18 protein-coding genes are annotated in these 24,859 nt (G+C 60.7%); 10 read left to right on the forward strand and 8 right to left on the reverse strand.

The genetic code is table 11. The features are described 5' to 3' along the window. Window positions 1-66 precede the first annotated feature (66 nt). Entirely contained in the window at window positions 67-681 is a 615-nt protein-coding gene (locus ROI90_RS19710) for a fumarylacetoacetate hydrolase family protein (RefSeq protein ID WP_316000001.1), read from the reverse strand. A 254-nt stretch (window positions 682-935) separates the two neighbouring features. On the opposite strand from ROI90_RS19710, the gene ROI90_RS19715 reads away from it, so the two are divergent. The 3 genes from ROI90_RS19715 (at window position 936) to ROI90_RS19725 (ending at window position 2,760) form a co-directional block, all read left to right on the forward strand. Beyond that, on the forward strand, window positions 936-1,730 hold the full coding sequence (locus tag ROI90_RS19715; protein WP_316000002.1) for a M48 family metallopeptidase: 795 nt from the start codon (window positions 936-938) through the stop codon (window positions 1,728-1,730). Window positions 1,731-1,754: 24 nt separating this feature from the next. After that, window positions 1,755-2,321, forward strand: coding sequence for a hypothetical protein (locus ROI90_RS19720; protein ID WP_316000003.1), 567 nt, complete (start codon window positions 1,755-1,757; stop codon window positions 2,319-2,321). 187 nt (window positions 2,322-2,508) lie between these two features. Then, the gene (locus ROI90_RS19725; RefSeq protein ID WP_316000004.1) at window positions 2,509-2,760 is read left to right on the forward strand and encodes a hypothetical protein; all 252 of its coding nucleotides are present in this window, start codon (window positions 2,509-2,511) and stop codon (window positions 2,758-2,760) included. 73 nt (window positions 2,761-2,833) lie between these two features. Here the strand turns inward: ROI90_RS19725 and ROI90_RS19730 are convergent, their stop codons facing one another. Next, window positions 2,834-3,544, reverse strand: coding sequence for an alpha/beta fold hydrolase (locus ROI90_RS19730; RefSeq protein WP_316000005.1), 711 nt, complete (start codon window positions 3,542-3,544; stop codon window positions 2,834-2,836). Window positions 3,545-3,605: 61 nt separating this feature from the next. Continuing rightward, a complete protein-coding gene (locus tag ROI90_RS19735; RefSeq protein ID WP_316000006.1) occupies window positions 3,606-4,991 on the reverse strand; it encodes a UDP-N-acetylmuramate--L-alanine ligase in 1,386 nt (461 codons plus the stop codon). A gap of 338 nt (window positions 4,992-5,329) precedes the next feature. Between ROI90_RS19735 and dnaB the strand changes: the two genes are divergently transcribed. Continuing rightward, window positions 5,330-6,868 carry a replicative DNA helicase gene (dnaB, locus tag ROI90_RS19740; protein WP_316000058.1) on the forward strand — a complete coding sequence of 513 codons (1,539 nt, stop codon included), beginning with the start codon at window positions 5,330-5,332 and terminating at the stop codon, window positions 6,866-6,868. A gap of 90 nt (window positions 6,869-6,958) precedes the next feature. Here dnaB and ROI90_RS19745 read toward each other — a convergent pair whose 3' ends face one another. The 3 genes from ROI90_RS19745 to gltB all read right to left on the reverse strand — a co-directional run bounded on the left by ROI90_RS19745 (window position 6,959) and on the right by gltB (window position 13,960). After that, window positions 6,959-7,588 (reverse strand): hypothetical protein, encoded by a 630-nt coding sequence (locus ROI90_RS19745; protein ID WP_316000007.1) that lies wholly within the window; start codon window positions 7,586-7,588, stop codon window positions 6,959-6,961. Between the two features lie 131 nt (window positions 7,589-7,719). Continuing rightward, complete coding sequence (locus tag ROI90_RS19750; RefSeq protein WP_316000008.1) at window positions 7,720-9,195, reverse strand: glutamate synthase subunit beta; 1,476 nt, start codon at window positions 9,193-9,195, stop codon at window positions 7,720-7,722. 247 nt (window positions 9,196-9,442) lie between these two features. After that, complete coding sequence (gltB, locus tag ROI90_RS19755) at window positions 9,443-13,960, reverse strand: glutamate synthase large subunit (RefSeq protein WP_316000009.1); 4,518 nt, start codon at window positions 13,958-13,960, stop codon at window positions 9,443-9,445. A 248-nt stretch (window positions 13,961-14,208) separates the two neighbouring features. Here gltB and ROI90_RS19760 point away from each other — a divergent pair, with 248 nt between their 5' ends. The 6 genes from ROI90_RS19760 to ROI90_RS19785 all read left to right on the forward strand — a co-directional run bounded on the left by ROI90_RS19760 (window position 14,209) and on the right by ROI90_RS19785 (window position 22,199). Continuing rightward, the gene (locus tag ROI90_RS19760; RefSeq protein ID WP_316000010.1) at window positions 14,209-14,565 is read left to right on the forward strand and encodes a winged helix-turn-helix domain-containing protein; all 357 of its coding nucleotides are present in this window, start codon (window positions 14,209-14,211) and stop codon (window positions 14,563-14,565) included. A gap of 145 nt (window positions 14,566-14,710) precedes the next feature. Beyond that, the gene (locus ROI90_RS19765; protein WP_316000011.1) at window positions 14,711-17,275 is read left to right on the forward strand and encodes a TonB-dependent receptor; all 2,565 of its coding nucleotides are present in this window, start codon (window positions 14,711-14,713) and stop codon (window positions 17,273-17,275) included. A 223-nt stretch (window positions 17,276-17,498) separates the two neighbouring features. After that, on the forward strand, window positions 17,499-18,077 hold the full coding sequence (locus ROI90_RS19770) for a Crp/Fnr family transcriptional regulator (RefSeq protein WP_316000012.1): 579 nt from the start codon (window positions 17,499-17,501) through the stop codon (window positions 18,075-18,077). A gap of 335 nt (window positions 18,078-18,412) precedes the next feature. Next, complete coding sequence (locus ROI90_RS19775; RefSeq protein ID WP_316000013.1) at window positions 18,413-18,946, forward strand: (2Fe-2S)-binding protein; 534 nt, start codon at window positions 18,413-18,415, stop codon at window positions 18,944-18,946. Then, window positions 18,946-19,968 (forward strand): FAD binding domain-containing protein, encoded by a 1,023-nt coding sequence (locus ROI90_RS19780; protein ID WP_316000014.1) that lies wholly within the window; start codon window positions 18,946-18,948, stop codon window positions 19,966-19,968. The genes ROI90_RS19775 and ROI90_RS19780 overlap by 1 nt, the downstream gene beginning before the upstream one ends. Then, a complete protein-coding gene (locus ROI90_RS19785) occupies window positions 19,965-22,199 on the forward strand; it encodes a xanthine dehydrogenase family protein molybdopterin-binding subunit (protein ID WP_316000015.1) in 2,235 nt (744 codons plus the stop codon). The genes ROI90_RS19780 and ROI90_RS19785 overlap by 4 nt, the downstream gene beginning before the upstream one ends. A 67-nt stretch (window positions 22,200-22,266) precedes the next feature. Here the strand turns inward: ROI90_RS19785 and ROI90_RS19790 are convergent, their stop codons facing one another. Both ROI90_RS19790 and ROI90_RS19795 read right to left on the reverse strand, forming a co-directional pair. Next, window positions 22,267-23,211 (reverse strand): hypothetical protein, encoded by a 945-nt coding sequence (locus ROI90_RS19790; protein ID WP_316000016.1) that lies wholly within the window; start codon window positions 23,209-23,211, stop codon window positions 22,267-22,269. 145 nt (window positions 23,212-23,356) lie between these two features. Beyond that, window positions 23,357-24,526: an MFS transporter gene (locus ROI90_RS19795; RefSeq protein ID WP_316000017.1), complete on the reverse strand. Its 1,170-nt coding sequence runs from the start codon at window positions 24,524-24,526 to the stop codon at window positions 23,357-23,359. Window positions 24,527-24,859 lie beyond the last annotated feature (333 nt).

Consider the following 24,859-nt stretch of genomic DNA (forward strand, 5'->3'; position numbering starts at 1 on the left):
ATTAGCGTACCCCGGGCGGGAAAAAGCTCCGGCAAATAGCGGAGCAAGCAAGAAAGGGGCCGGGACTTACTTCACGCTCAAATCAAACATCTTGTCTTCCCCGATAAAGCCCACCAGCTGGTCGTTGAGCTGCACGGGTCCCACGCCGCTGGGCGTACCGGTAAAAATTAGGTCGCCCATTTTCAGGGTGATGAACTGGGAGATGTAGCTGATGATTTTCGAGAAGTCGTGCAGCATGAGGCTGGAGTTGCCCTGCTGGCGTACCTCCCCGTTCACTTCCAGCCGAAAGTCAATGTTTTTCAGGTCCGGAAAATCGGCTACTGGTTTGAACTCCTGGGAAATTGGGGCCGAGCCGTCGAAGCCTTTGGCCAGCTCCCAGGGCAGGCCCTTGCTCTTGAGTTGGCTTTGCAGGTCGCGGGCCGTAAAGTCGATGCCCAGGCCAATGGCATCGAAATACGTGGGGGCAAACTTCTCTTCGATGTTCTTACCATTCTTGCAGATGCGCAGCACCAGCTCCACCTCGTAGTGAATATCCTGGGAAAAATCGGGGAGGAAGAAAGGCTGGTTGCGCTGCAGCAGGGCCGTGTCGGGCTTGGCGAAAATGACGGGCGCGGTAGGAGTTTCGTTCTGAAGTTCGGCAATATGGTCGGCGTAATTACGGCCGATGCAGAGGATTTTCATGCTCAGGGAGTTGAAGGCGTAATGGCGGCCCGGAGAGGGCCAAAAAAGCGCACGGCCGGCACTAAAGGCGGGCAGCCGGTCAAAAATAGCGTTTAATTCGTGGGCCGGAAACCTTCACGGAGTTCCTTTTTGCGGCCGCAAGCTGCTGCGCAAACATTTTGCCCACCGCCGCACGTATAGTAACCCGGATAGCCCCGAACTCACCAGCTGTCCGGCTGCCCTACTGCTTTTCTTTCTCTCAACTGCCTACTCTCATGCTCAAGAAAATAGCCCTTGCCAGCTGCCTGTTTGTGGCCGCTGGCTGCGCCACGGTTCCCATCACTGGTCGTCGGCAGCTCAGCCTGGTTTCCGATACGGAAATGAACGCAATGGCCGCCACCGAGTACCAGAAGGTGCTGTCCAGCAGCCGGGTAGTGAACAGTGGTGAGCAGGCAGCCATGGTTAAGCGCGTGGGTCTGCGCATTCAGCAGGCCGTGGAGCAGTATTTCAGCCAGCGCGGCCAGCAGGCGCAGCTGGAGGGCTACCAGTGGGAGTTCAACCTGCTTGATGATAAGCAGGAAAACGCCTGGTGTATGCCCGGCGGCAAGGTGGCTGTGTACACCGGCATCTTACCCATTACGGAAGACGAAACCGGCCTGGCTGTAGTAATGGGCCACGAAATTGCCCACGCCGTAGCCCGCCATAGCTCCGAGCGCATGAGCCAGCAGATGGCGGCTCAAGGCTTGGGTAGCGTTGCTTCGGCAGCGGTAGGGCAAACCCCCACGGTTACCCAAAACGTGTTTCTGCAGGCCGTGGGCGTGGGCTCCTCGCTGGGTTTGCTGAAATACGGCCGCAGCCAGGAGTCGGAAGCCGACCACCTGGGCTTGATTTTCATGGCCATGGCTGGCTACAACCCCGACACGGCCATGCAGTTCTGGCAGCGCATGGATGCCCGCGAGAATTCCGCTTCGCCACCCGAGTTTCTTTCCACTCACCCCTCCAACGGAACCCGCATTGCGGGGATACAGAAGGAGTTGCCGGAAGCCCGTACCTATTATAAGCCTCGCTAAGCCAGGCTGGCTGAACCTATTCAAATGAATCGTATCCTGCGTTTTGCTCTTTCCCCGCTACCACTTGCCTTGCTGGTGCTGGGGGGTATGAGTGCCTGTGAAACTACCAAAAGAGGCTTCCCCGAAGTGAGCACACCTACTACCGATACCGACGAAATGCGTCGCAAGCGGGAGGTAGTCAGCAAGCAGGTGGCCGAAGTAGCTGAGGGTAAAATCCGGTACATTGTACCCCGGGAGCAGCTTTCAGCCGCCTTCACGCGGGAGTTTGGTGATGGCACAGCCATTGATAAGACCGTCATTCGCAAGGTGCAGGAAACGCCCAAGGATAAGGCCGTGTACTACATTGTAGGAATGGGCCTACGCAACGGCATGTACCGGGCCATGGCCCTGCCCCTACAAACTTCCTCTGATAACAGCCTGTACCTGCCCTCCAACTCGGCCCGCTACATTATTACCGGGGTAGGCTGCACCTTCTGCTTTTTCAACTTCGAGAAAAACGAAATTGTGGGTACTACCTGCGAGGAAAATACCGGTGGTAGCCGCTGCGACCTGCGCGTGGAGTCCAACAACACTTTCTTTGTGCGCAAATAGCCATGCTCAGTCGTAAATGGGTACTGCGCCTTTCGCTCACGGCCCTGGCTTTGCTGGTAACAACCGACCGGAAACGGCCGAAACCTACCGCTAGCAAGTCAGAGGAAGAAGAGAAGTAGGAAAGTTAGTTCGGCGCGTTGGGGCTGTTTGCCGTATGCTATAGGCTAACACTTTTACCTGTAGCACCATGTACAACGACCCCACCGCCAACAGCACCCAACTGGTACGCTACCACCTACACTTGTCTCCCGCTCTGGAAGAAGCCCAGCTCATTGCCGCGCGTACCCTGCTCACCGAGCAGGGCTTCGTCGTGGATCAACTCACTTCCGATGAGGCGGTAGTGGCCTCCGCACAAGGAGCAGACCCCGATTGGGGACCGGTGCGGGAAGGGTTCCGCCAATTCGGCGGCACCATTGCCCACATTAGTACAGCCGAATAAAGCTGTGCTGGCCCAAAGCCAAACAGGCCCCGCCACAGTGGCGGGGCCTGTTTGGCTTTGGGCTGTAGGCCGGCTACGCCAAGCCTTCCTGTACCAGCTCCACGAACCGTGCGATGCGGTTTACCAGGAGGTCAGGGTTCACTTTTTCCAGGGGGTGCGGAGTATTCATGATAATTTCGAAAGTGCCCCGGGGCAGATGGTCGGCGAAGGAACGGGAGGCATCTACGCCGGCGGTTTTGTCCAGCTCGCCCACTAGCACCTGCACGGGTACTTCCAGCTCGGATAAGTTGCGCGCGTGCAACAGGGGAGCGTCGCCGAGGCTGCGGAGCAGGGTAGCAGTGGCAGTCAGCAATTCCGGCAGCGGGGTAGGAGCGTGCAGGTGCTCTAGCTGCGCGGCAAACTGTGGCACCTTCTCCCGCATCTTCTCGGCGTCCAGCAAGCGGGTTTCCAACGCGGCCGTGCCCGGGCTCCAGTCAAACTTAGTGCCCAGGGTGGTAATGCTGGCAAATAGCTCCGGCTGGGCTACTGCTGCCGTAAGCGCCGCATATCCGCCCATGCTGTACCCGAATACGTGCACCGGCGGCAGGCTGTGGTCGAGAATAAACTGCTGGATTTCTCCCGCAAATTCCTTCATGGAAAAGCCTGACGCCCCCAACGGGCGCCCCCCGTGGCCGCCAAAGGAAAACGACAGCACATCATAGAACGGCGGTAATTCCCGCTTGAGGAATTTTAGCTGCGCTTCAGCACCCAGCGCGCCGTGTAAAAGCAAAACAGTATGTTTCATAGCAAAGCCCGCCAGCAACGGCTTCGGCGGCTCAGGCGCCCAAACCGTTGCTGACCTGGAGTTAGTGGGTTACTTCAGCGGCCAGTTGAGCTAGGTCTAATCCGTCGAATGTTCCCGAGGTCATCATCAGCAGGTTAGCGTTCTGCCAGTTTTGAGCGTGCAGGAAAGCCGACAGCTCCCGGCTGTCGGTAAATACGCGTAGGTCGGGACGCTGGAAGGCCTGTTGCACGGCCTCCGGGGGCAACGCAGGCAGGCGCTTGTGGGCCAGCACCTGCGGGTTGAAGTACACCACGGCTACATCAGGCGCATCGAAGGTATGGGCGTACTGGGGCAGGAAGGCCGGGTTAAGGGAGCTGAACGTGTGCAGCTCCAGGCAGGCTACCAGCTTGCGCTGCGGGTACTGCTTTTTGAAAGCCGTAGCCGTGGCTTTCAGCTTGCTGGGCGCGTGGGCGAAATCCTTATACACCACCGAGTCTGCCCCTTCTTTCACCAACTCCAGCCGCCGCGCGGCACCCTTAAACGTACCCAGCGCCTCGTAAAACTCCTTGCCCTTGATGCCCAACTGCTTGCACACCTCCTTGGCCGCCGAAATATTGCGCAGGTTATGCTCGCCGAACACCTGCACGGGCACTTCTTCCTCCTTCTTGTTGAGCAGAAAGGTTTTACCGTTCCGGATGACGTGCTCGTGGGGGCCGTAGCCAATATACTTCACGTCAGGTGAGCTGGGAACCGTTACCAGCTGCACCTGCTCGTCGTTCTGGTCGTAGATGAGCACGCCGGCTTTGGGCGTCATCTCCGCAAAAATGCGGAACTGCTCCCGGTACACCTCCTCGGTCGGGAACACGTTGATGTGGTCCCAGCTGATACCGGAAATTACCCCGATGTGGTGCTGGTATAAATGGAACTTGGGCCGCCGGTCGATAGGGGAGGAGAGGTACTCGTCGCCCTCAATAATGATGATGGGGGCGTCGTCAGTCAGCTGCACCATCAACTCGAAGCCTTCCAGCTGCGCGCCCACCGCGTAATCGAACTTGCGGCCGTGGTAGCGCAGCACGTGCAGAATAAGGGAGGTAATGCTGGTTTTGCCGTGGGAGCCCCCAATAACGATGCGCTGCTTATCACGGGAGGCCTCGTAAATGAACTCTGGAAAGGAATACACCCGCAGGCCCAGCTCCTGGGCCCGCAGCAGTTCGGGGTTGTCGGGGCGGGCGTGCATACCCACAATCACCGCGTCGAGGTCAGCCGTAACCTTTTCCGGAAACCAGCCTTCCTGGGCCGGCAGTAGGCCCGCTTTAGCCAAGCGGCTTTTGGCAGGCTCAAATATTTCGTCGTCGGAGCCGGTTACCTGGGCGCCGCGCTGGTGCAGGGCCAGGGCTAGGTTGTGCATGATGCTGCCCCCGGTTGCAATCAGGTGCAGGCGTTGGAGCGAAGAAGGAGTAGCGGCCATTGGGGTAGCAGAAAGGAAATAGGACGACAAAGGTAAGGCGTGTTTTGTTGGGGAGTCGGCAGCCTCGTGCCGGCCCTTCATACGCCCGGTGTGCCCCGTTCTGTCTCTACAAAAAAGAAACCTTTTCTGCCACTCCCGGATTGTAGAACCCAGCCGTTAGCTTTGTACCCCTTTGAGCAAAAAGCGGAGGGCGCCGGAAGAAATTCCAGCCGAAACCGGCTCAACCTGCTTACCTTGTAGTGCCTACCTAAGTGATGAATGACCGGATGGATGACCGCCTAAAACAAGCTGGAACTCGTGCCAAAGCTGCTTGGAACAGCCGCCCGGCGCAGTTGCCTATGGGGGGCGCCGCGGGCAAGTTACCGCCGCAGGCTCTGGAGCTGGAAGCCGCCGTGCTGGGGGCCCTCATGCTGGAAAAAGATGCCCTGACCACGGTAATCGACATCCTTAAGCCCCAAAGCTTTTACAAGGAAGGCCACATTCGCATCTTCAAAGCCATCCTGAACCTGTTTGACAAGTCGGAGCCAATTGACATTCTGACGGTTACGCACGAGCTACGGGAAATGGGTGAGCTGGAAGCGGCGGGCGGCGCACATTATGTGGCCAACCTTACCTTCAAGGTGAACTCGGCGGCCAACATTGAGTACCACGCCCGCATCATCACCGAAAACGCCATCAAGCGGGAGTTGATTCGCATCGCCTCCGACATTCAGCGCGACGCTTTTGAGGATACCACCGACGTATTCAACCTGCTCGATACCACGGAGCAGTCGTTGTTTGAAGTGTCGGAATCCAACATCCGCAAGAACTTCGACGATATGCGCAGCCTGATGGGTAAGGCTATCAAGGAGCTGGAAGAAAAGAAGGACCAAAAGGACGGCCTCACCGGCGTGCCCAGCGGCTTTTCGGCCCTGGACCGCGTAACCTCCGGCTGGCAACCCTCTGACCTCGTGATTATTGCGGCACGACCCGGGATGGGCAAAACCGCCTTCGTGGTGTCGGCGATGCGCAACGCGGCGGTGGAGTTTAAGAAGCCGGTGGCCATCTTCTCTTTAGAAATGTCTTCGCTGCAGCTCGTGAATCGTCTGATTTCGGCCGAAGCAGAACTGGATTCGGAGAAAATCAAGAAGGGCAACCTGGCCGATTACGAGTGGGCCCAACTCAACCATAAGATTTCCGGCTTGTCGTCGGCCCCCATTTACATCGACGATACGCCCGGCCTCAGCATCCGGGAGCTGCGCACCAAATGTCGCCGCCTCAAGGCCCACCACGACATCCAGATGATCATCATCGACTACCTGCAGTTGATGACGGGTAACACCGATGGCAAGGGCGGCGGGGGCAACCGGGAACAGGAAATTGCCTCCATTTCCCGGGCCCTAAAGGGTATTGCCAAGGAGCTAAACGTGCCCGTGCTGGCGCTGTCCCAGCTTTCCCGCTCAGTGGAAACCCGGGGTGGCGACAAGAAGCCACAGCTTAGTGACCTGCGGGAATCCGGCTCTATTGAGCAGGACGCCGACATGGTAATATTCCTCTACCGTCCGGAGTATTATAAAATCACGGAAGATGAAATGGGTAACCCGACCCAGGGTACCGGCGAGGTAATTATTGCCAAGCACCGGAACGGCTCCCTGGAAACTGTGCAGCTGAAGTTCATTGGCAAGTTCACCAAGTTTGCTGACCTCGACGGGGCCGGAGGGGGCTTCGGCGACGCGGGCTTCAATCCCGGCGCCTTCCCCACCAGTACCTTCGACGACGACCAGTCCGGTTTCGCCCCGAATACTATCCGATTGGGCTCCCGCATCAACAACGATGGTCCGCCACCCGCGCAGGCCTTCCCCCGCAGCAACTTCGATGATGGCCCTCCGCCATTTTAGCCTTGCCGCTTCGTATACCGAAAAGCGCCCCGGACTGATGTCTGGGGCGCTTTTCGGTATACGAAGCGGTACAGGGCTCAATACATTCGGCTACACACCGCTGCCAAAATCAGCATCGGTGCCGCGGGCGGAGGGCGCATTGTAGGAGCCGCTGCGGGCCTCATGGCTTTGGGTAGCGTCGTGGTTATTTCCCCAGCCCGGCCCCTGGCCCGTACGGCTGTCGTTGGCTAGGGAGCTGGCGCCGTAGCTTTGGCCATAGGGAGAAGTTTCGGTGGCGGAGCCATAGGAACCGGAAGCCCCGGTATAGCTGCCTTGCCGCTTGCTGGCGTATTTACCCGAGGGGGTGTCGGACGATTTGCCGGAGCGCAGGGCCAGGTAGCCCAACCCAGCCAGGGCTACCGCTCCCGCAATCTTTTGGGTAGTACTGAGCTTGTTGAATTGCTCCACCGAGTTCGGAACAAGGTCGCGCACTCCTTGAGGCAGCTGGTCTACCACTTTCTGCAAACCAGCATACTCAAGCCAGTTTTTGCCATTCGTGGACTTTGGCTGCTCACCCGTGGGTTGCGACGTATCAGCAGTTGAGGGAGTATCTGGGGCTGTTGCTGCCGGCTCCTGGTATTGGTTTACGGGCTGCTGAATATCCTGGGCCTCGGCTCCGGGTGTGGAAGGGCTGTTTTGTTGCGAAGATGCAGAAGTGGAGGCTGATTGATTCGGATCCATACCTATTGCTGATTTAGGTGGGCGTGATAGGCAGCCAATTTGGCTGTCAGACTCCTATCCGCAGAAAAACGCAATTAGGTTGCGGCTGAGGTTAATAAATTACGATGCAAAGTGCTGAGTACGTGCGCTAATTATCCAAACATGCCCACCGCGTCCTTGCTGGGCAGGGCGGTTTTACCCATCAGGAACAGGTCTACCTGGCGGGCGGTTTCGCGGCCTTCGGAAATGGCCCACACCACCAACGACTGGCCCCGGCGCATGTCGCCGGCCACGAATACGCTGGGTTGGGAGGTCAGGAAGTCGGTGTCGGAAGCGGTGCGCACGTTGCCCCGGTCGTCGAGGGCCACGCCGAGCTGCTCTAGCAGCCCTTCGTAGCGCGGGGAGGCGAAGCCCAGGGCCAGCAGGGCCAGTTGGCAAGGGATTTCGCGCTCTGAACCTTCAATTTCGGTGAAGGCCAAGCGGCGGCCTAGCACGTCGGTTTCCCAGGTTACGTCGGTGACCAGCAGGGCCCGCAGGCGGCCTTGGTCGTCGCTGAGGAAGGCTTTGGTGTTGATGCCCCAGTAGCGCTGGCAGCCTTCCTCATGAGAAGAACTGGTGCGGAACACGGCCGTGGGGTAGTGGGGCCAGGGCTCGAAGCGGGGCCGCTCGGGGGCGGGCTGGTGCATGAGGGCAAACTGCGTGACGGAGCGGGCCTGCTGGCGGTTGGCCGTGCCCACGCAGTCGGAGCCCGTGTCGCCGCTGCCGATGACTACCACATCGAGGCCGGTGGCCTGAATTTCGGTTTCCGACAGCGGCAGCCCGCTCACGCGGCGGTTGTGCTGGGTGAGGTATTCCATGGCGAAGTGGATGCCGGGCAGCTCGCGGCCGGGCAGGGGCAGTTCTTTGGGTACCAGCGCCCCACCGGCCAGCACTACGGCATCAAATTGCGCCGCCAGTTCCCGGGCCGGCAGGTCGCGGCCCACTTCGGTGTTGCAGCGGAATTGCACGCCGTCTTCTTCCAGCACCCGGATGCGGCGGTCAATCACCCACTTATCCAGCTTGAAATCGGGGATGCCGTAGCGCAGCAGGCCGCCAGGCCGGTCGTCGCGCTCAAATACCGTCACGGCGTGGCCGGCCCGCACCAGCTGGGCCGCCGCCGCCAGTCCCGCCGGCCCTGAGCCCACCACGGCCACCGATTTGCCGGTTTTGAGCACCGGCGCGGTGGGCCGCACGTAGCCCCGGGCAAAGGCCGTTTCGATGATGTGCCGCTCGATTTCCTCAATGGCCACCGGCGCGGCGTGGATGCCCAATACGCAGGCCGACTCGCAGGGAGCGGGGCAGATGCGGCCGGTAAATTCGGGGAAGTTATTGGTGGCGCTCAGAATCTGGTAGGCCTGCTCCCAGTCCTGGCGGTACACGGCATCGTTGAACTCGGGGATGATGTTGCCCAATGGGCAGCCCGCGTGGCAGAACGGAATGCCGCACTCCATGCACCGTCCCGACTGCTGCCGGAGCTGCGCGTCGGCGTACTGGCCCACAAACTCACGGTTGTGCGCCACGCGCTCCTGCGGGGCGGCCTTGGCGGGCAACTCCCGCTGAAATTCCTTGAAACCAGTGCTATTGCCCATGTGCGTGGTGCCTCACCCCCCGGCCCTCTCTCCAGGGGGAGAGGAGGAGCCTGACGACGTTGGCGGTTGTAGAGACGCAACATCTTGCGTCTCGTCGTTGCTGATATTGTTTTTGCTGCGTGGTGTTGGTTGTGTCGGCGGGGAGTTGTTGTGGTGGCTCGTTCTGACGGGAGACGCAAAATATTGCGTCTCTACAGCGTGCCGTTGGCTCCCCCTCTCCCTCTGGAGAGGGGGCTGGGGGAAGGGGTTACCCCACGGCCACCCGGGCCTTTTGCAGCACCTTTTTGTATTCGCTGGGGAATACCTTCACGAACTTGCCGGCTTCCTCGGGCCAGTTGCTGAGCAGGAAGGCCGCGAGCTGGCTGCCGGTGAGTTCGTGGTGCTGGCGGAGCAGGTGCTGGATGTGAGTTTCGTCGTCGGCGTCGAGCGGGTCCAGTTCCACCATTTCGGGGTTGCAGTTTTGGGGGAAGGAGCCATCGGCGTCGTACACCCAGGCAATGCCCCCGCTCATGCCGGCGGCGAAGTTGCGGCCGGTGGGGCCCAGGATGAGGGCCCGTCCTCCCGTCATGTACTCGCAGCCATGGTCGCCCACGCCCTCCACCACGGCCGTGGCCCCGGAGTTGCGCACCGCAAACCGCTCCCCGGCCTGCCCGCGCACGAACAGCTCGCCGGAAGTAGCCCCATACAGGGCCACGTTACCGATGATGATGTTCTGCTCGGGCGCAAACCGGGCGTCGGGGGCGGGGTGGATGATGAGGCGGGCCCCGCTCAGGCCCTTGCCCACGTAGTCGTTGGCCTCGCCCTCGAGCCGGAAGCTCAGCCCCCGCACGCTGAAGGCCCCGAAGCTCTGCCCCGCCGACCCGCAGAAGGTGTACTCGATGGTGCCCTCGGGCAGCCCGGCGGCGTGGTAGCGCTTGGTGATTTCGTTGGAGAGCAGCGTGCCGATGGTGCGGTTGGTGTTGCCCACGGCAAACTCGGCCCGCACGGGCTGCTGGAAGTCCAGGGCCGGACGGGCGTGCTCCAGCAGCTGCCAGTCGAGGATGTGCTGGAGGCCGTGGTCCTGCGCTTCGCTCTGATGCAGGGTGCTACCGGGGGCGGGCGAGGTCAGGTAGAGCAGGTCGCGCAGGTCGAGGTGGCGGGCTTTCCAGTGCGTGATGTCGGAGCGGGGCTTCAGGAACTGGGCCCGGCCCACCATTTCGTTCACGGTGCGGAAGCCCAGTTCGGCCATGATTTCGCGCAGCTCTTCGGCCAGAAAGCGGAACAGGTTCACGATGTGCTCAGGCTGCCCGCTGAACAGGCGGCGCAGCTCGGGGTCCTGGGTAGCCACGCCCACAGGGCAGGTGTTGAGGTGGCATTTGCGCATCATCACGCAGCCGCCGGCCACCAGCGCGGCGGTGGCCACGCCCCATTCCTCGGCCCCCAGCAGGGTGGCAATGGCCAGGTCGCGGCCGGTTTTCAACTGGCCGTCGGCCTGCAGTACCACCCGGCTGCGGAGCTGGTTGCGCACCAGCGTCTGGTGGGCTTCGGCCAGGCCCAGCTCCCAGGGCAGACCGGCGTGGCGGATGCTGCTCAGTGGTGAAGCGCCGGTGCCGCCATCAAAGCCCGCAATCAGAATCACGTCGGCGTGGGCCTTAGCGACGCCGGCCGCAATGGTGCCCACGCCGGCCTTGCTCACCAGCTTCACGTTGATGCGGGCGTGGCGGTTGGCGTTCTTGAGGTCAAAGATGAGCTGGGCCAGGTCTTCAATGGAGTAGATGTCGTGGTGGGGCGGGGGCGAGATGAGGCCCACGCCGGGCGTGGCGTGACGCACCCGGGCAATCCACTCATCTACCTTGTGGCCGGGCAGCTGGCCGCCCTCGCCGGGCTTGGCACCCTGGGCCATCTTGATTTGCAACTCGTCGGCGTTGGTGAGGTAGTGGGCCGTCACGCCGAAGCGGGCCGAGGCTACCTGCTTGATGGCCGAACGCATAGAGTCGCCGTTTTTCATCACCTCGTAGCGCATGGGGTCCTCGCCGCCCTCGCCGGTGTTGCTCTTGCCCCCGATGCGGTTCATGGCAATGGCTAGGGTGCTGTGCGCCTCGTGCGAGATGGAGCCAAACGACATGGCCCCGGTGGCAAAGCGCCGCATGATGCTCTCGGCGGGCTCCACCTCCGCCAGCGGCACGGCCGGGCGGTGATGGGCAAAGTCCAGCAGCCCGCGCAGGGTGAACGCGCCCTTGTCGGGCTCGTTCACCAGCCGGGCGTAGCGCTGATAAGTTTCGTAGGAGTTGGTACGGGTGGCGTGCTGGAGCAGGTGTACCGTTTCGGGGTTGAACTGGTGGGCCTCGCCCCGCCGCCGCCACTGGTACACGCCGCCCTCGGGCAGTAGCAGCTGCTCTTCCAGCGTGCTGCTCCGAAAGCCCTGGAAGTGTTTGAACAGGGTTTCGCGGGCAATTTCATCGAGCCCCAGCCCGCCAATGCGCGTTACGGCCCCGGTAAAGTACTGATCCACCACCGCGCGGTTCAGGCCCAGAATTTCGAACACCTGCGCGCCGTGGTAGCTCTGCAGGGTGCTGATGCCCATTTTGGAGAAGATTTTCAGCAGCCCGTCGCACACGGCCTTCTGGTAGTTGGCCTCCAGCTTGGGCACGCTCAGAGTAGTGCCCAGCCGCCCCTCGTAGTGCAGTGTACGAATGGTGCTGAGGGCCAGGTAGGGGTTGATGGCCGTGGCCCCAAACGCCAGCAGACAGGCAAAATGATGCACTTCCCAGGCGTCGCCGGCTTCCACCACCAGCCCCACTGAGCCCCGGTAGCCCTTCCGAATCAGGTGGTGGTGCACCGCCGACACCGCCAGCAGCGACGGAATGGCGGCGTGCTCCGAATCCAGGGCCCGGTCGGAGAGAATCAGCACCTCAAACCCGTCGTCCACCGCATCCTCGGCGTAGCGGCAGAGCCGGGCCAGGCCGGCGGCCAGTGCCCCCGGCTTGCCATCGGCCCGGAAGTAGGTGTTGATAGTTTTGGCGTTGAACAGGCCCGTATCGATGCTACGCAGCTTTTCCAGCTCGTGGTTGGTGAGGATGGGCTGACGCAGGGCTACGCAGTGGCAGTGCATCTTGTCCTCGTCGAGGATGTTGCCGTTGTTGCCGATGAAGGTGGCCAGGCTCATCACCAGCCGCTCCCGGATGGGGTCGATGGGCGGGTTAGTGACTTGGGCGAAGAACTGCTTGAAGTAGCTGCTCAGGTGCTGGGGCTGGTCGGAGAGCACCGCCAGGGGCGAATCGACGCCCATGGAGCCGATGGGTTCCTTGCCTTCCACGGCCATCGGCGTCAGAATGGTATCAATATCCTCCCGGGTGTAGCCGAATACCTGGTGGTACTTGAACACCGACTCGGCCGACAAATCGGTGAACACCAGCCGGGGCTCGGGCAGCTCCTCCAGCCGAATCTGGTACTCGCTCAGCCACTGGCCGTAGGGCTGACGCGTGGCGGCCTGGGTTTTCAGCTCCTCGTCGGTGATAATCTGGCCCGCCACGGTGTCGATGAGCAGCATTTTGCCCGGTTGTAGACGGCCTTTGCGCACCACCCGGGCCTCGGGCAGACCCGCGCCCAGCACCCCGGCCTCGGAGGCCACCAGCACCCGGCCGTCGTCGGTAACGGCGTAGCGCAACGGGCGCAGGCCGTTGCGGTCCAGCATGGCCCCCACCATGCGGCCGTCGGTGAACAGCAGAGCCGCGGGGCCGTCCCAGGGAGCCATAAAGGTGGCGTGGAACTCGTAGAAGGCCTTTTTGAGCGGGTCCATCTGCTCGTTGCCGTCCCAGGCCTCGGGCACCAGCATCATCATCACCTGGGGCAGACTCCGGCCACAGTGCAGCAGCAGCTCCACAATGTTGTCGAGGCAGGCCGAATCCGACTGGCCGGAGTCGATGACGGGCAGCAGAATCTCCATTTCCTCAGCCGAGAAGTAGGGCGAGAGGTAGGAGGGCAGGCCGGCGTAAAACCAGTTGAGGTTGCCGCGCAGGGTGTTGATTTCTCCGTTGTGGGCCAGCAGCCGGAAGGGCTGGGCCAGCCGCCAGCTGGGGAAGGTGTTGGTGGAAAACCGGCTGTGCACCAGCCCCAGCCCCGACGTTACGCGCGCATCCGACAGCTCGGGGAAGTAGCCGCGCACCTGGTAGGTGGTCAGCTGGCCCTTGTAGATGATAACCCGACAGGAAAACGACGTGAAGTAGACTTCCTCCTGGGGCATTTGGGTGGCGGTTTCGTGGCTGATGAGGCGGCGCAGCACGTAGAGCTTGCGCTCAAACTCCTCGGGCGTGTGCACGCCGGCGGGGCGGCCCACAAACACCTGTTCCACGGCCGGCTCGGCGGCCAGGGCCGTGGGGCCGATGCCGGCGGGGTTCACCGGCACCGGCCGGTAGCCCAGCACCGGAAAGCCCAGCCGGGCGGCGGCCTGGTTAATAAGGTCGCGGCTGATGTGGCGCAGGGCTTCGTTTTTGGGCAGGAAGGCCATGCCCACGCCGTACTCGCCGGGCTCGGGCAGGCGGATGCCCAGCGTGGTGCACTCTTCCAGCAGAAACCAGTGGGGCAGCTGCAGCAGCAGGCCGGCCCCGTCGCCGGAGTCGGCGTCGCAGCCGCAGGCGCCGCGGTGCTCCATGTTTTCCAGAATCGTCAGCGCATCGGCCACAATCTGGTGTGAGCGGCGGCCATCCACGTAGGCAATAAAGCCCGTGCCGCAGGCATCGTGCTCAAATTCGGGGCGATATAGTCCTTGCGGGACGGTTTGCTCCATTGGAAAGGGTTGGTTGATCAGGCAGAAGAAAATGACCCTAGCGGCAGGTCAAAAGCCCAGTATACCGCCGCCGTGCGGGGCCGGCCGAGTGGCCCACGCGCGTTTTCCGGTTTCAAACCCCGGCGGGTTTTGGTGGTTGCAAGAAGGTAAACGGGGCTGTGGGGCGCGGCAGCGGCCGTTTTCGGCAGTAGCTCCGGCCCCGGCCGCTACGATTTCCAACCCCCGCCCAAACCCCGATATTTACCCGTATGAAAGACCTGCTGCGCCCCGACCTGACTTTCCGCCTCACCGGCCGCCTTTGGGTGGAATCCGCGGACGACCGGTTTATGGGCATCGGGCGGCTGGAATTGCTGCGCCAGATTCAGCAGCACGGTTCCATCTCAAAGGCGGCGCAGGAAATGGGCATGTCGTACAAGCGGGCTTGGGATTTGGTGTCGTCGCTGAATGCCCAGAGCGCCCGGCCGCTGGTGCTCACCCAAACCGGCGGCAAGCGCGGCGGCGGCACGGTGGTAACGCCCGAGGGCGAGGCCCTTATTGCGGAGTTTGAGGCTTTACAGGCCCGGTTCCAGGCGTTTCTGGCGGCTGAGGCGGCGCGGCTGTTCTGACGTCGATTTCTCGCAGAGGTCCGCAGAGGGATGCGCAGAGGGTAGCAGAGGAACGACCTTCCTTTACCTCTGCGCATCCCTCTGCGGGCCTCTGCGAGAAAACCCCGTAAGCTCAATAATCGTTATGTTTGAAAAAATATAACGCATGAAACACGTTACGCCCGTTCTGTTGCTGCTTCCGATACTGGCCCAGGCCCAGGCCCCCGATACCACGCGGCTGGGGGAGGTGGTGGTGACGGCCTCGAAGGTGGAGGAAAGCATTTTGCAGTCGCCCGTAACGGTGGAGAAGCTCAACGCCCGGCAGCTGCGGCTCACGCCCGCGGCTTCGTTTTTCGATGCCATTGAGCACCTGAAGGGCGTGCAGATGATAACCCCCAGCCTGGGGTTTCGGGTGCTGAACGCCCGGGGCTTCACCAACACCACCAACGTGCGCTTCGCCCAGCTCGTGGACGGCATCGACAACCAAGCCCCGCACATTGGCGGGCCCATCGGGAACGTGTTGGGGCCGAGCGACCTGGATATTCAGGCCGTGGAGCTGGTGCCGGGCACGGCCGCCGCGCTGTACGGGCTCAACGCCATCAACGGGCTGGCCAACTTCAGCACCCGCAACCCGTTCCGCAGCCCCGGCCTGAGCGTGCAGCAAAAAACCGGCGTCAATCACCTCAACGACCCGGCCACCGGCGCGCACATCTTCTCCGAAACCAGTGTGCGCTACGCCCGGGTGCTGGGCCCGAAGTGGGCGGTGAAGGTGAACGGCACCTACCTGCGCGGCTACGACTGGATTGCCCGCGACCAGACCGACATCAACCCCAACGGCAATGCTACTACCGGCTTGTTTGGGGCCGAAAACCCAGCCCGCGACCCGGTGAGCAGCTACGGCAATGAGTCATCGGACCGCTCGAACCTAACCCTGGGCGGTAAAACGTATCAGGTTGCCCGCACCGGCTACCGGGAGCAGGATGTGGTAGATTATCATCTGCAAACCCTGAAGTACGACGCGGCCCTGCACTACAAGCTCTCGGGCAAAACGGAGCTGGCCTACACCTACCGCGGGGCCAACTTCGACAACGTGTACCAGCGCAGCAACCGGTTTCAGCTGGATAATTACCATCTGCAGCAGCACGCCTTGCAGTTGAGCGGCCCCGTGGTGCAGGCGCGGACCTACTTCACCCAGGAGAATACGGGCCAGAGCTACAACCTGCGCAGTATGGGCGAAAACCTGGACCGAAGCTTTAAGCCTGATGCTCGCTGGAACCAGGATTATGCTGCCGCCTGGAATGCGGCTACCCAAGCCGGCCAGTCGGTAGCCCAGGCCCACGCCACGGCCCGCACCGCCGCCGATGCCGGCCGCCTGCAGCCCGGCTCGCCGGAGTTTCAGCAGCGCCGGCGCGAGCTGGCCGACATCAACAACTGGGACCAGGGCGCGGCCCTCCGCGTGCGGGCCCGTCTGCTCCATGCCGAAGGACAAGTAAACGTGGCGGAAGCCCTACGGCGGAGCGGCAAGGGCCTGCCCGCGTGGGCGGATGCTTTGGTGGGCCTCGACCACCGCACCTACTTCATCCGGCCCGATGGCAACTACTTCATCAATCCCGCGGCGGGGGAGGACCCGTACAGTACGGTCACGTATGGCAAAACCGGTGGGTTCGTGCAGGCCGGGGCGCGGCTGTGGCAGGAGAAAATCCGTCTGACGGCCACGCTGCGGGCCGATAAGAACGACTATTTCAGCACCCGCTTCAACCCACGCTTCACGGCGGTATATTCGCCTACTCAGCGCCACAATTTCCGGGTGAGCTATCAGAGCGGCTACCGGTTTCCGAGCCTGTTTGAGGGGTTTTCCAACGTAAACAGCGGGCAGGTGAAGCGTATTGGGGGGCTGCGGGTAATGTCGGACGGTGTGTTTGAGAACAGCTACCTGCGCAGCTCTATAGATGCGTTTAATGCAGCCGTAACCCGGGACCGGAACACCAACGGCCAAACCCTGGCCCAGGCCATTGCGGGCAACCAAAACCGGCTGGTGAAAAACCCCTACACCTATCTGCGGCCTGAACACATCAAATCAGTAGAAATGGGCTACAAAGCGGCTCTGCTGCCCGGTGGCTGGCTGCTGGCCGATGTGGACTTCTACTACAATACTTACCGCAACTTTATTGCCCAGGTGGAAGCCTACGTGCCCCTGGACGCCACCGGCCAACCGCTTAACACTGGCGCCGACCTCAACACTGTGGCCACGGCTCTGAATGCCCGCGCCGGTCAGGCCCGCTACCGCCTCTGGACCAACTCCCAAAGCCAGGTGTACAACTACGGCGGCTCCCTGGGCCTGCACTACGAGGTAGCCGGCGGCTACCTGGCCGGGGCCAGCACCACCTACACCCGCCTCGACCGCACGGAGTCGGGCGACGGGCTGGAGGACGGGTTCAATACCCCGCGTTGGACCTACAACCTCAACCTGGGCAACGAAAACGTAGGCAAGAACATCGGGTTTGGGCTGAATTTCCGCTGGCAGCAGCGCTACTACTCCCAAACTTTCCTGGTGAGCGGCTCCGTGCCAGCCTACCATACCCTGGACGCCCAACTGAGCTACCGCCTGCCCGAGCCCAACCTGCGCCTGAAGCTGGGTGCCAGCAACGTACTCAACCACTACTACGTGAGCTACCTCGGCGGCCCCAGCGTGGGCGGGCTCTACTACCTGCAGATGACGTATGGCCTGTAGAGACGCAATATTTTGCGTCTCGTCGTTGCTGATGCTGTTGATGCTGGGAAAGCCGACGCAAAAGGCACGTCATGCTGAGCTTGCCGAAGCATCTCTACCGCTTTGTTGTAAGGCGCTTGATTAGTCAGAGGTAGAGATGCTTCGACAAGCTCAGCATGACGTCCATTTCTCAACTGTTCAACGACGAGACGCAAGATATTGCGTCTCTACCTTCGTTCTACCCATGCTCGACGCCCTGCGCACCTACTTCCACGAAAAGCTCCCGCTCACCGAACCTCAGTTCAAGGAGCTGGCCGGCCTGCTGACCCCGCGCCACCTGGCAAAAGGGGAGGTGCTGGGGAGGCAGGGAGAAACGGCCCGTTATGGGGCCTTTGTGGTGCGCGGTTGCCTGCGCAGCTACGTCACGGATGAGCGGCAGAAAGAGCATATCCTGCAGTTTGCGCCCGAAAACTGGTGGATTGCCGACCAGCACAGCCTGCGCCGCCACGAGCCCGCCCTGTTTGCCATTGATGCCCTCGAAGAATCAGAAGTGCTGCTGTTTGGAGCTGCCTTTTTTGTGCAGCTCCAATCCTTTGGGCCAGGGTTTCAGGTGTTCTTCTACGAGCTGTTGCAGCGCAGCCTGGTGGCTATGCAGCGCCGTTTAATTGGCGTGTTGAGTGCGCCGGCCGAGGCGCGGTACCAGGAGTTTCTACGGCTCTACCCCACGCTGGCCCAACGGTTGCCGCAGCGCCACATAGCGGCCTACCTGGGAATTAGGCCGGAGTCGTTGAGCCGCATCCGGCGGGAAGGGGCGCGGGGGTAAGCCTGCGGGGCCGGACGGTTGCGGTGCTGCTCCTCAAACTTCCCTGATGGGGCTGGCGGAAAAGGGTTGTATAGGCTGAAATAGAACGCAAGCCGGAAGATGGGCTGGCTATGAGCTTGTTGGTCGGTAAGTAATATTTAGAACAAGTATACATAAGTTGCTAACTGCTTGATGATTAAGCAGAAAATGTGGAGGTTGCTGCTATATATAACTATTACAACGCAAAATAGAAGCTTCAGCATAACGCAGGGCTTGACACTGCGTAAGCAAAAGGGCAGACGAGGCTTCCGCCTCCTGTTCTGCCTGCCACTTCTTCTCTCATCTATATTCTTTCTATGACTCAGCAACCGACCAATTCACCGGCCAACGCCGGTGGGGTGGCCGCACCGCCTTCTACCGGTCCGGTTCATCTCACCATCAACGGCCAGCAGCATACACTCCAGATTGCTCCCTGGACCACCCTGCTCGATGCCCTGCGCGAGTACCTGCACCTGACCGGCACCAAAAAAGGCTGCGACCATGGCCAGTGCGGGGCCTGCACCGTGTTGGTTGATGGCAAGCGCATCAACAGCTGCCTCTCCCTGGCCGTGATGCACGAAGGCGAGGAAATCACCACCATCGAAGGCTTAGGCACCCAGGAAAACCTGCACCCGCTGCAGCAGGCCTTCGTCGACCACGATGCCTTCCAGTGCGGCTACTGCACGCCCGGCCAGATCTGTTCGGCTCAAGGCCTTATCAATGAAGGCCGCGCCCATACCGAAGCTGAAATCAAGGAGCACATGAGTGGCAACGTGTGCCGTTGCGGGGCCTACGTGGGCATTCTGAACGCCGTGAAGGAAGTAGTGGACGCTAAATCTGCCCGGAAGTAATGAACAGTTTCACCTACCACCGCGCCACGGCCGTCCAGGACGCCGTGCAGGATAAAGCCGGGCACAGCGGCTCCGCCTACCTCGGGGGCGGCACCAACCTTCTCGATTTGATGAAGGAAAACGTGGAGCGCCCCACCCACTTAGTGAGCGTAGGCAAGCTGCCTCTCTCCGACATCGAAAACCTGCCCGACGGCGGGTTGCGCCTGGGCGCCACGGCCACCAACGCCGACACGGCCTGGCACGAGGACGTTAAAAGCCGCTACCCGCTGCTCAACCAGGCCATTTTGGCCGGGGCCTCACCGCAGCTGCGCAACATGGCCACCAACGGCGGCAACCTCATGCAGCGCACCCGCTGCTACTATTTCTACGACTTGGCCACACCCTGCAACAAGCGGGAGCCGGGCTCGGGCTGCTCGGCCATTGGCGGCTACAACCGCGTGTGCGGCATCCTGGGCACCAGTGACGCCTGCATTGCCACCCACCCCTCGGATATGTGCGTGGCCCTGGCGGCGCTGGCTCCCACAGTGCGCGTGAGCGGACCCAACGGGGAGCGGAGTATTGCCTTCGACGACTTCCACCGCCTGCCCGGCAACCAGCCCGAAAAGGACAACACTCTGGAGCCCGGCGAGCTAATCGTCAGCCTGGATTTGCCGGCCAAGGGCTTCGAGAAGAACTTCAGCTACCTCAAGCTACGTGACCGGAGCAGCTACGCTTTTGCCTTGATATCGGTGGCGGCGGCGCTGGAGCTGGACGGCAACACCATCACGGATGCCCGCCTGGCGCTGGGCGGCGTGGCCCACAAGCCCTGGCGCGACCAGGAGGCCGAAAACCTGCTGAAAGGCCAGCCGGCTACCGCCGAAACCTTTGCCCGCGTGGCGGCCAAAGTGCTGGAAACTGCCCAAGGGCAGGGCTCCAATGACTTCAAGGTGGAACTGGCCCGCCGCGCCATTGTGCGCGCCCTCAAGCAGGCCGCCGAAGGCACGCAAACCGCATCCGACGTCTTTCTAAACTCGAATCCATGAGCACGACCAACCATATAGGCAAGCCCACCAGTCGCGTAGATGGTCCGGCGAAAGTAACCGGCGCGGCCACGTACGCGGCCGAGTACGCCGTGCCCAACCTCGCCTACGGCTGGGTGATCAGCAGCCCCATTGCCAAGGGTAAAATTACCAAAATCCACGCCGACGAGGTGCTGGCCATTCCCGGCGTCCTCCAGATTTTCTCCCACGAAAACGTGCCGTCGTTGGCTTGGTTCGATAGGAGCTATAAAGACCAAGTGGCTCCCGGCGGCTCGCCCTTCCGGCCCCTGCACGACAACGAAGTAAAGTTCAGCCAGCAGCCTGTGGCCCTGCTAGTGGCTGATAACTTCGAGGTGGCCCGCTACGCGGCTTCTTTGCTGCGCATCGAATACGAGGAAGAAAAGCACGAAACCAACCTCGAAACCAAGCGGGAGGATGGGTTTGAGCCCGGCCGGGGCAAAACCGGCTACATGCCGCCGCCGCCGCCCCGCGGCAACCCTGACAAAGCCTGGGAGGAAGCGCCCCACCGCATGGAGGCCGAGTACGTGCACGGCGCCCAGCACCACAACCCCATGGAGCTGTTCTCGACCACCGTGGAGTGGCGCGGCGACGGCAAAATCACGGCCTACGACAAAACCCAGGGCGTGTATAACGTGCAGGCCTACCTCACCAAAATCTTCGGCCTGAAAAAGGACGACTGCCGGGTGGTGAATGAGTACATGGGCGGGGGCTTTGGCTCCGGGCTGCGGCCCCAGTACTCGGTATTCCTGGCCGTACTGGCGTCGCTGGAGCTGAAACGCTCGGTGCGGCTCACGCTCACCCGCCAGCAGATGTTCAGCTTCGGCCACCGGCCCCACACGCTGCAATACCTCAAGCTGGCCACCAACGCCGATGGTACCCTGGCCGCCCTGCAGCACCACGCCCTCCACGAAACCTCGCAGTTTGAGGACTACACCGAAAACGTGGTGAACTGGAGCGGGATGCTCTACCAGTGCGACAACGTGAAGCTGGGCTACCAGCTGGCTAAGCTCGACGTATTCACGCCCCTGGACATGCGTGCCCCCGGAGCCGCCACCGGCTCCATCGGGCTGGAAGTGGCCATGGACGAAATGGCCTACGAGGCTGGCCTCGACCCGCTGGAATTCCGCCTGCGTAACTACGCCGAGCGGGACCAGAACCTGGATAAGCCTTTCAGCAGCAAAAAGCTGCGCGACTGTTACCACCAGGGCGCGGCCAAGTTCGGCTGGGACAAGCGCACCCAGGCACCCCGCTCTATGCGCGACAAAGATGGCAAGCTGGTGGGCTGGGGCATCGGCGGCGGTGTCTGGGATGCCACCCAGCAGAAGTCGGCCGCCAAAGCCACCATCACCGCCGACGGGCACCTGACGGTACTCAGCGGGGCCGGCGAAAATGGCACCGGCACCTACACCATCATGACGCAGATTGCGGCCGAAACGCTGGGCTTGCCTATCGAGGCCGTCACGTTCAAGCTCGGCGACACCGACCTGCCCGAAGCCCCGCTGCAGGGCGGCTCCTGGACGGCCGCCTCCGTGGGCACCGCTGTGAAAAACACCTGCGAGGCCCTGGGCGAAAAACTGCTCAAGCTGGCCCAGAAAATGGACGACTCGCCTCTGAAAGGCGCCAAGCTGGAAGACGTGGAGTTTGTGAGCGGCCAAATCCGGCTGCGCACCGACGCCAGCCAGTCGGTGGTGCTGCGCGACGTGCTGCAGGCCAGCGGTGAAACCAAGGTGGAAGCCGACAGCTCGGCCATGCCCAACATGGTGAAGCAGAACGGCTACTCCATGCACTCCCACAACATCGTGTTTGCGGAGGTGAAGGTGGACGAGGAGCTGGGCACCGTACACGTAACGCGGGTGGTGAATGCCGTGGCCGCCGGCCGCATCCTCAACCTCAAAACCGCCCGCTCCCAGGTGCTGGGCTCGGTGGTGTGGGGCATCAGCATGGCCCTGATGGAGGAAACGGTGATGGACCACAAGTTTGGCCGCTACATGAACCACAACTTCGCCGAGTACCATGTGCCCGTCAACGCCGATATCCACGACATCGACGTGCTGTTTGTGGAGGAGGAAGACGACATCGTGAACCCGCTGGGCGTGAAAGGCATCGGCGAGGTAGGCATGCTGGGCGTGGCCGCCGCCATCACCAACGCCGTGTTCCACGCCACCGGCAAGCGCGTCCGCGACTTACCCGTGATGATTGACAAGCTGCTGTAACCGCCGCCGCTTGCCGTAACGCAAACCGCCCCGTAACCGTGAGGTTGCGGGGCGGTTTTGTATGTGTTCAAAACAGTTCAGTTTGAGTAATGTCTTTTTTCTTAGATCTTCTGTAAGATTTACCTTGCTTAGTTTCAATAGGTTTAGAGTCATCAAAGATGTCTAGTACTACAAGGACTTTAGAGTTTTTAATTTGTATCGTACCAGAATCGTCTATTTTTCTGCTTTGGGATAACACGCATCGTATTGTAGTTCTATTGGTGAATTCTATTTTTTTGGAAAAAACTGAATTTTTAAACTTGTTATCGTTCATATCAAAATTGAATATTTCTCCTTTGTATATTCCTCTCCATTTGTATCTTCCTTCAATTAGGATAGGGGCAACTATTTCTATTATAGCTTCCTCATCTAATGAATCTGATAATATATCTTCGTGAATTATAAACTTGTCAAAGTCATTTCTTTCTATTGATTTATCATCAGTAACTGGCTTTTCATCCTTGAATAATTTTGTTGATACAAAAATTACTTTAGGATAATTATTTAACTTTGTATAAAAGTTTGATTTATGTATATTTATCTTTAAATCATTTGAAATTTTATCTGCCGCAATTTGAATTTTGTTTTGCTCTATTTTTTTTGATTTTATACTGTCTTGCATTGTTTTTAAAACCTCCTTCCTCTTGATGGCATTGTCTAGTTTAAGATTTTCAATCTGTAGATTTGTTAGAACCTGATTTTCTACAGGTATTCTTGATATGATTAGAATAAGTATAGAGAGAAAAAATGTTATCTGATTATTGTTTTTGCCTAAAGCTTTCCAAGTATCTATAAGGCTGCCTTGTCTTAAAGCTTCGCTCTCTATTTCTAATTGTATATTTAATATGGTAATCAATTCCTTGCAGATAAGTAGAAATTCCTTCTCGCATTCGTTATGAACAAAAGCATTCATCGAGTGGCTTTGATCATCAAAATGGTATTGAATTTCAATCTTATTTACTTGTGTAATCATCTCTGGTTTGTCTATGTGGTTTAGCTTTCTGTTCTACCTGCCGTACTGTTATTTTGCTATGTTCGTTCGTGTTGTAAGCTATGGTGTTGGATATAGTCAAGTGAAAGGTGAAATCATGGTTGCATTATACTGAAATATAACTGTACTACGTCGCTACCCGACTTCCCCGCCACAACGCCCACAGCCCCAGCGCCGGGCCGAAGGCCAGGGGCAGCAGCAGCAGCGGAGGCGGCAGGCGCGGGGCCAGCCAGCCGGTGAGCTGCACGCTGCCGATGGTGAGGGCAAACCCCAGGCAGTTGACGATGGTCAGGGCCGCGCCGCGCGATTCGGCGGGGGCGTGCCGGGCCACCAGAGTGGAGAACATCGGCGAGTCGGCCACCACCACCAGCCCCCAGAACGCCAGAAACGCCACCAGTCCCACCGCCGAGCCGCCGCCCAGCACCAGCCCCGAAGCCAGGCAGCACGCCCCCGAAAGCGCCAGCGCGGTAGTGGCTACCCGCGCCGGGCCTAGTCGGCGGGCCAGCAGCCCCGCGCCTACACAGGCCAGGCTGCCCCCACCAATGATGCCGAACGAGAGCAGCGGCACCGGCAGCGCCGCCAGCGGGTGCCGCTGTTGAAACGCCGCCAGTACCACCGGCACAAACGCCCAGAACGCGTACAACTCCCACATATGCCCGAAGTAGCCCAACGCCGCCGCCCGAAACTCCGGCTGCCGGAACCCCGCCAGAAACGCCGTGAGCCGGGGCCGTTGCCCGGGCCGGCGGTAGGGCCCATCGGGCACCAGCAGCAGCATGGCCACGCCGCCCAGCACCGCCAGCCCGGAGGTAGCGCCCGTCACGTAGTACCACGGCAGCTGCCTCGTGAGGCTGCGCAGCAAATGCGGAAACGCCGTGCCCAGCACCAGTGCCCCCACCAGCCACCCCAAGGAGCGGCCCAGGCCCTCTTGGTAGTAGTCGGCCGCTATTTTCATGCCCACCGGGTAGATGCCGGCCAGGAAAAAGCCCGTCAGGAAGCGGCAGGCCAGCAGCCTCTCGGCCCCGAGGCCGCTCAGGTGCACGCCCAGGTTGGCCGCCGCCGCCGCCAGCGCACTCACAAAAAACACCCGCGAGGGCGAAAATCTATCAGCCAAAGCCAGCAGCGCAAACAGCAGCGTGCCGCTGATGAAGCCTAGCTGCACGGCGCTGGTGAGCGAGGCCACAAAGCCGGACGGCAGCTGAAACCGCGCCGCCAGCTCGGGCGCTATGGCATTGCCGGCAAACCACAGCGAGGTGCAGCAAAACTGCGCCCCCACAATGGTGGGGAGAATTCGGGACATGAGAGCGGGAGGGAGAGGCAGGCGGGAGAGAGAGGTGCGAAAGTATCAATTCTGCCCCGTTTGCCGTGCCCCGGTCGGGTCTCTGTTGAGCGGTGTAGAGATGCAATACTTTGCGTCTCGTCGTTGCTGAGGTTGTTCGCCTTGCGTGTGTCTTTGGAAAAGTACCCAAACACACCCGACCGTCATGCAGAGCGCAGCGAAGCATCTCGCGTGCTGACGTTGGAATGCTAACTCGAGTTAGTCGAACGTCATGCAGAGGCGTCGCCAAAGCATCTCGCGTGCTGACGCCAAGAATAGTTCCTCAACATCAGCACGCGAGATGCTTCGGCGGCG

The organism is Hymenobacter endophyticus, from assembly GCF_032464715.1.
GTDB classification, from domain to species: domain Bacteria; phylum Bacteroidota; class Bacteroidia; order Cytophagales; family Hymenobacteraceae; genus Hymenobacter; species Hymenobacter endophyticus.

Bases quoted from the DNA above. Each gene is read 5' to 3' on its own strand.
- ROI90_RS19710 (WP_316000001.1), bottom strand. From the start codon at position 681: ATGAAAATCCTCTGCATCGGCCGTAATTACGCCGACCATATTGCCGAA.
- ROI90_RS19715 (WP_316000002.1), top strand. From the start codon at position 936: ATGCTCAAGAAAATAGCCCTTGCCAGCTGCCTGTTTGTGGCCGCTGGC.
- ROI90_RS19720 (WP_316000003.1), top strand. From the start codon at position 1,755: ATGAATCGTATCCTGCGTTTTGCTCTTTCCCCGCTACCACTTGCCTTG.
- ROI90_RS19725 (WP_316000004.1), top strand. From the start codon at position 2,509: ATGTACAACGACCCCACCGCCAACAGCACCCAACTGGTACGCTACCAC.
- ROI90_RS19730 (WP_316000005.1), bottom strand. From the start codon at position 3,544: ATGAAACATACTGTTTTGCTTTTACACGGCGCGCTGGGTGCTGAAGCG.
- ROI90_RS19735 (WP_316000006.1), bottom strand. From the start codon at position 4,991: ATGGCCGCTACTCCTTCTTCGCTCCAACGCCTGCACCTGATTGCAACC.
- dnaB (WP_316000058.1), top strand. From the start codon at position 5,330: ATGGGGGGCGCCGCGGGCAAGTTACCGCCGCAGGCTCTGGAGCTGGAA.
- ROI90_RS19745 (WP_316000007.1), bottom strand. From the start codon at position 7,588: ATGGATCCGAATCAATCAGCCTCCACTTCTGCATCTTCGCAACAAAAC.
- ROI90_RS19750 (WP_316000008.1), bottom strand. From the start codon at position 9,195: ATGGGCAATAGCACTGGTTTCAAGGAATTTCAGCGGGAGTTGCCCGCC.
- gltB (WP_316000009.1), bottom strand. From the start codon at position 13,960: ATGGAGCAAACCGTCCCGCAAGGACTATATCGCCCCGAATTTGAGCAC.
- ROI90_RS19760 (WP_316000010.1), top strand. From the start codon at position 14,209: ATGAAAGACCTGCTGCGCCCCGACCTGACTTTCCGCCTCACCGGCCGC.
- ROI90_RS19765 (WP_316000011.1), top strand. From the start codon at position 14,711: ATGAAACACGTTACGCCCGTTCTGTTGCTGCTTCCGATACTGGCCCAG.
- ROI90_RS19770 (WP_316000012.1), top strand. From the start codon at position 17,499: ATGCTCGACGCCCTGCGCACCTACTTCCACGAAAAGCTCCCGCTCACC.
- ROI90_RS19775 (WP_316000013.1), top strand. From the start codon at position 18,413: ATGACTCAGCAACCGACCAATTCACCGGCCAACGCCGGTGGGGTGGCC.
- ROI90_RS19780 (WP_316000014.1), top strand. From the start codon at position 18,946: ATGAACAGTTTCACCTACCACCGCGCCACGGCCGTCCAGGACGCCGTG.
- ROI90_RS19785 (WP_316000015.1), top strand. From the start codon at position 19,965: ATGAGCACGACCAACCATATAGGCAAGCCCACCAGTCGCGTAGATGGT.
- ROI90_RS19790 (WP_316000016.1), bottom strand. From the start codon at position 23,211: ATGATTACACAAGTAAATAAGATTGAAATTCAATACCATTTTGATGAT.
- ROI90_RS19795 (WP_316000017.1), bottom strand. From the start codon at position 24,526: ATGTCCCGAATTCTCCCCACCATTGTGGGGGCGCAGTTTTGCTGCACC.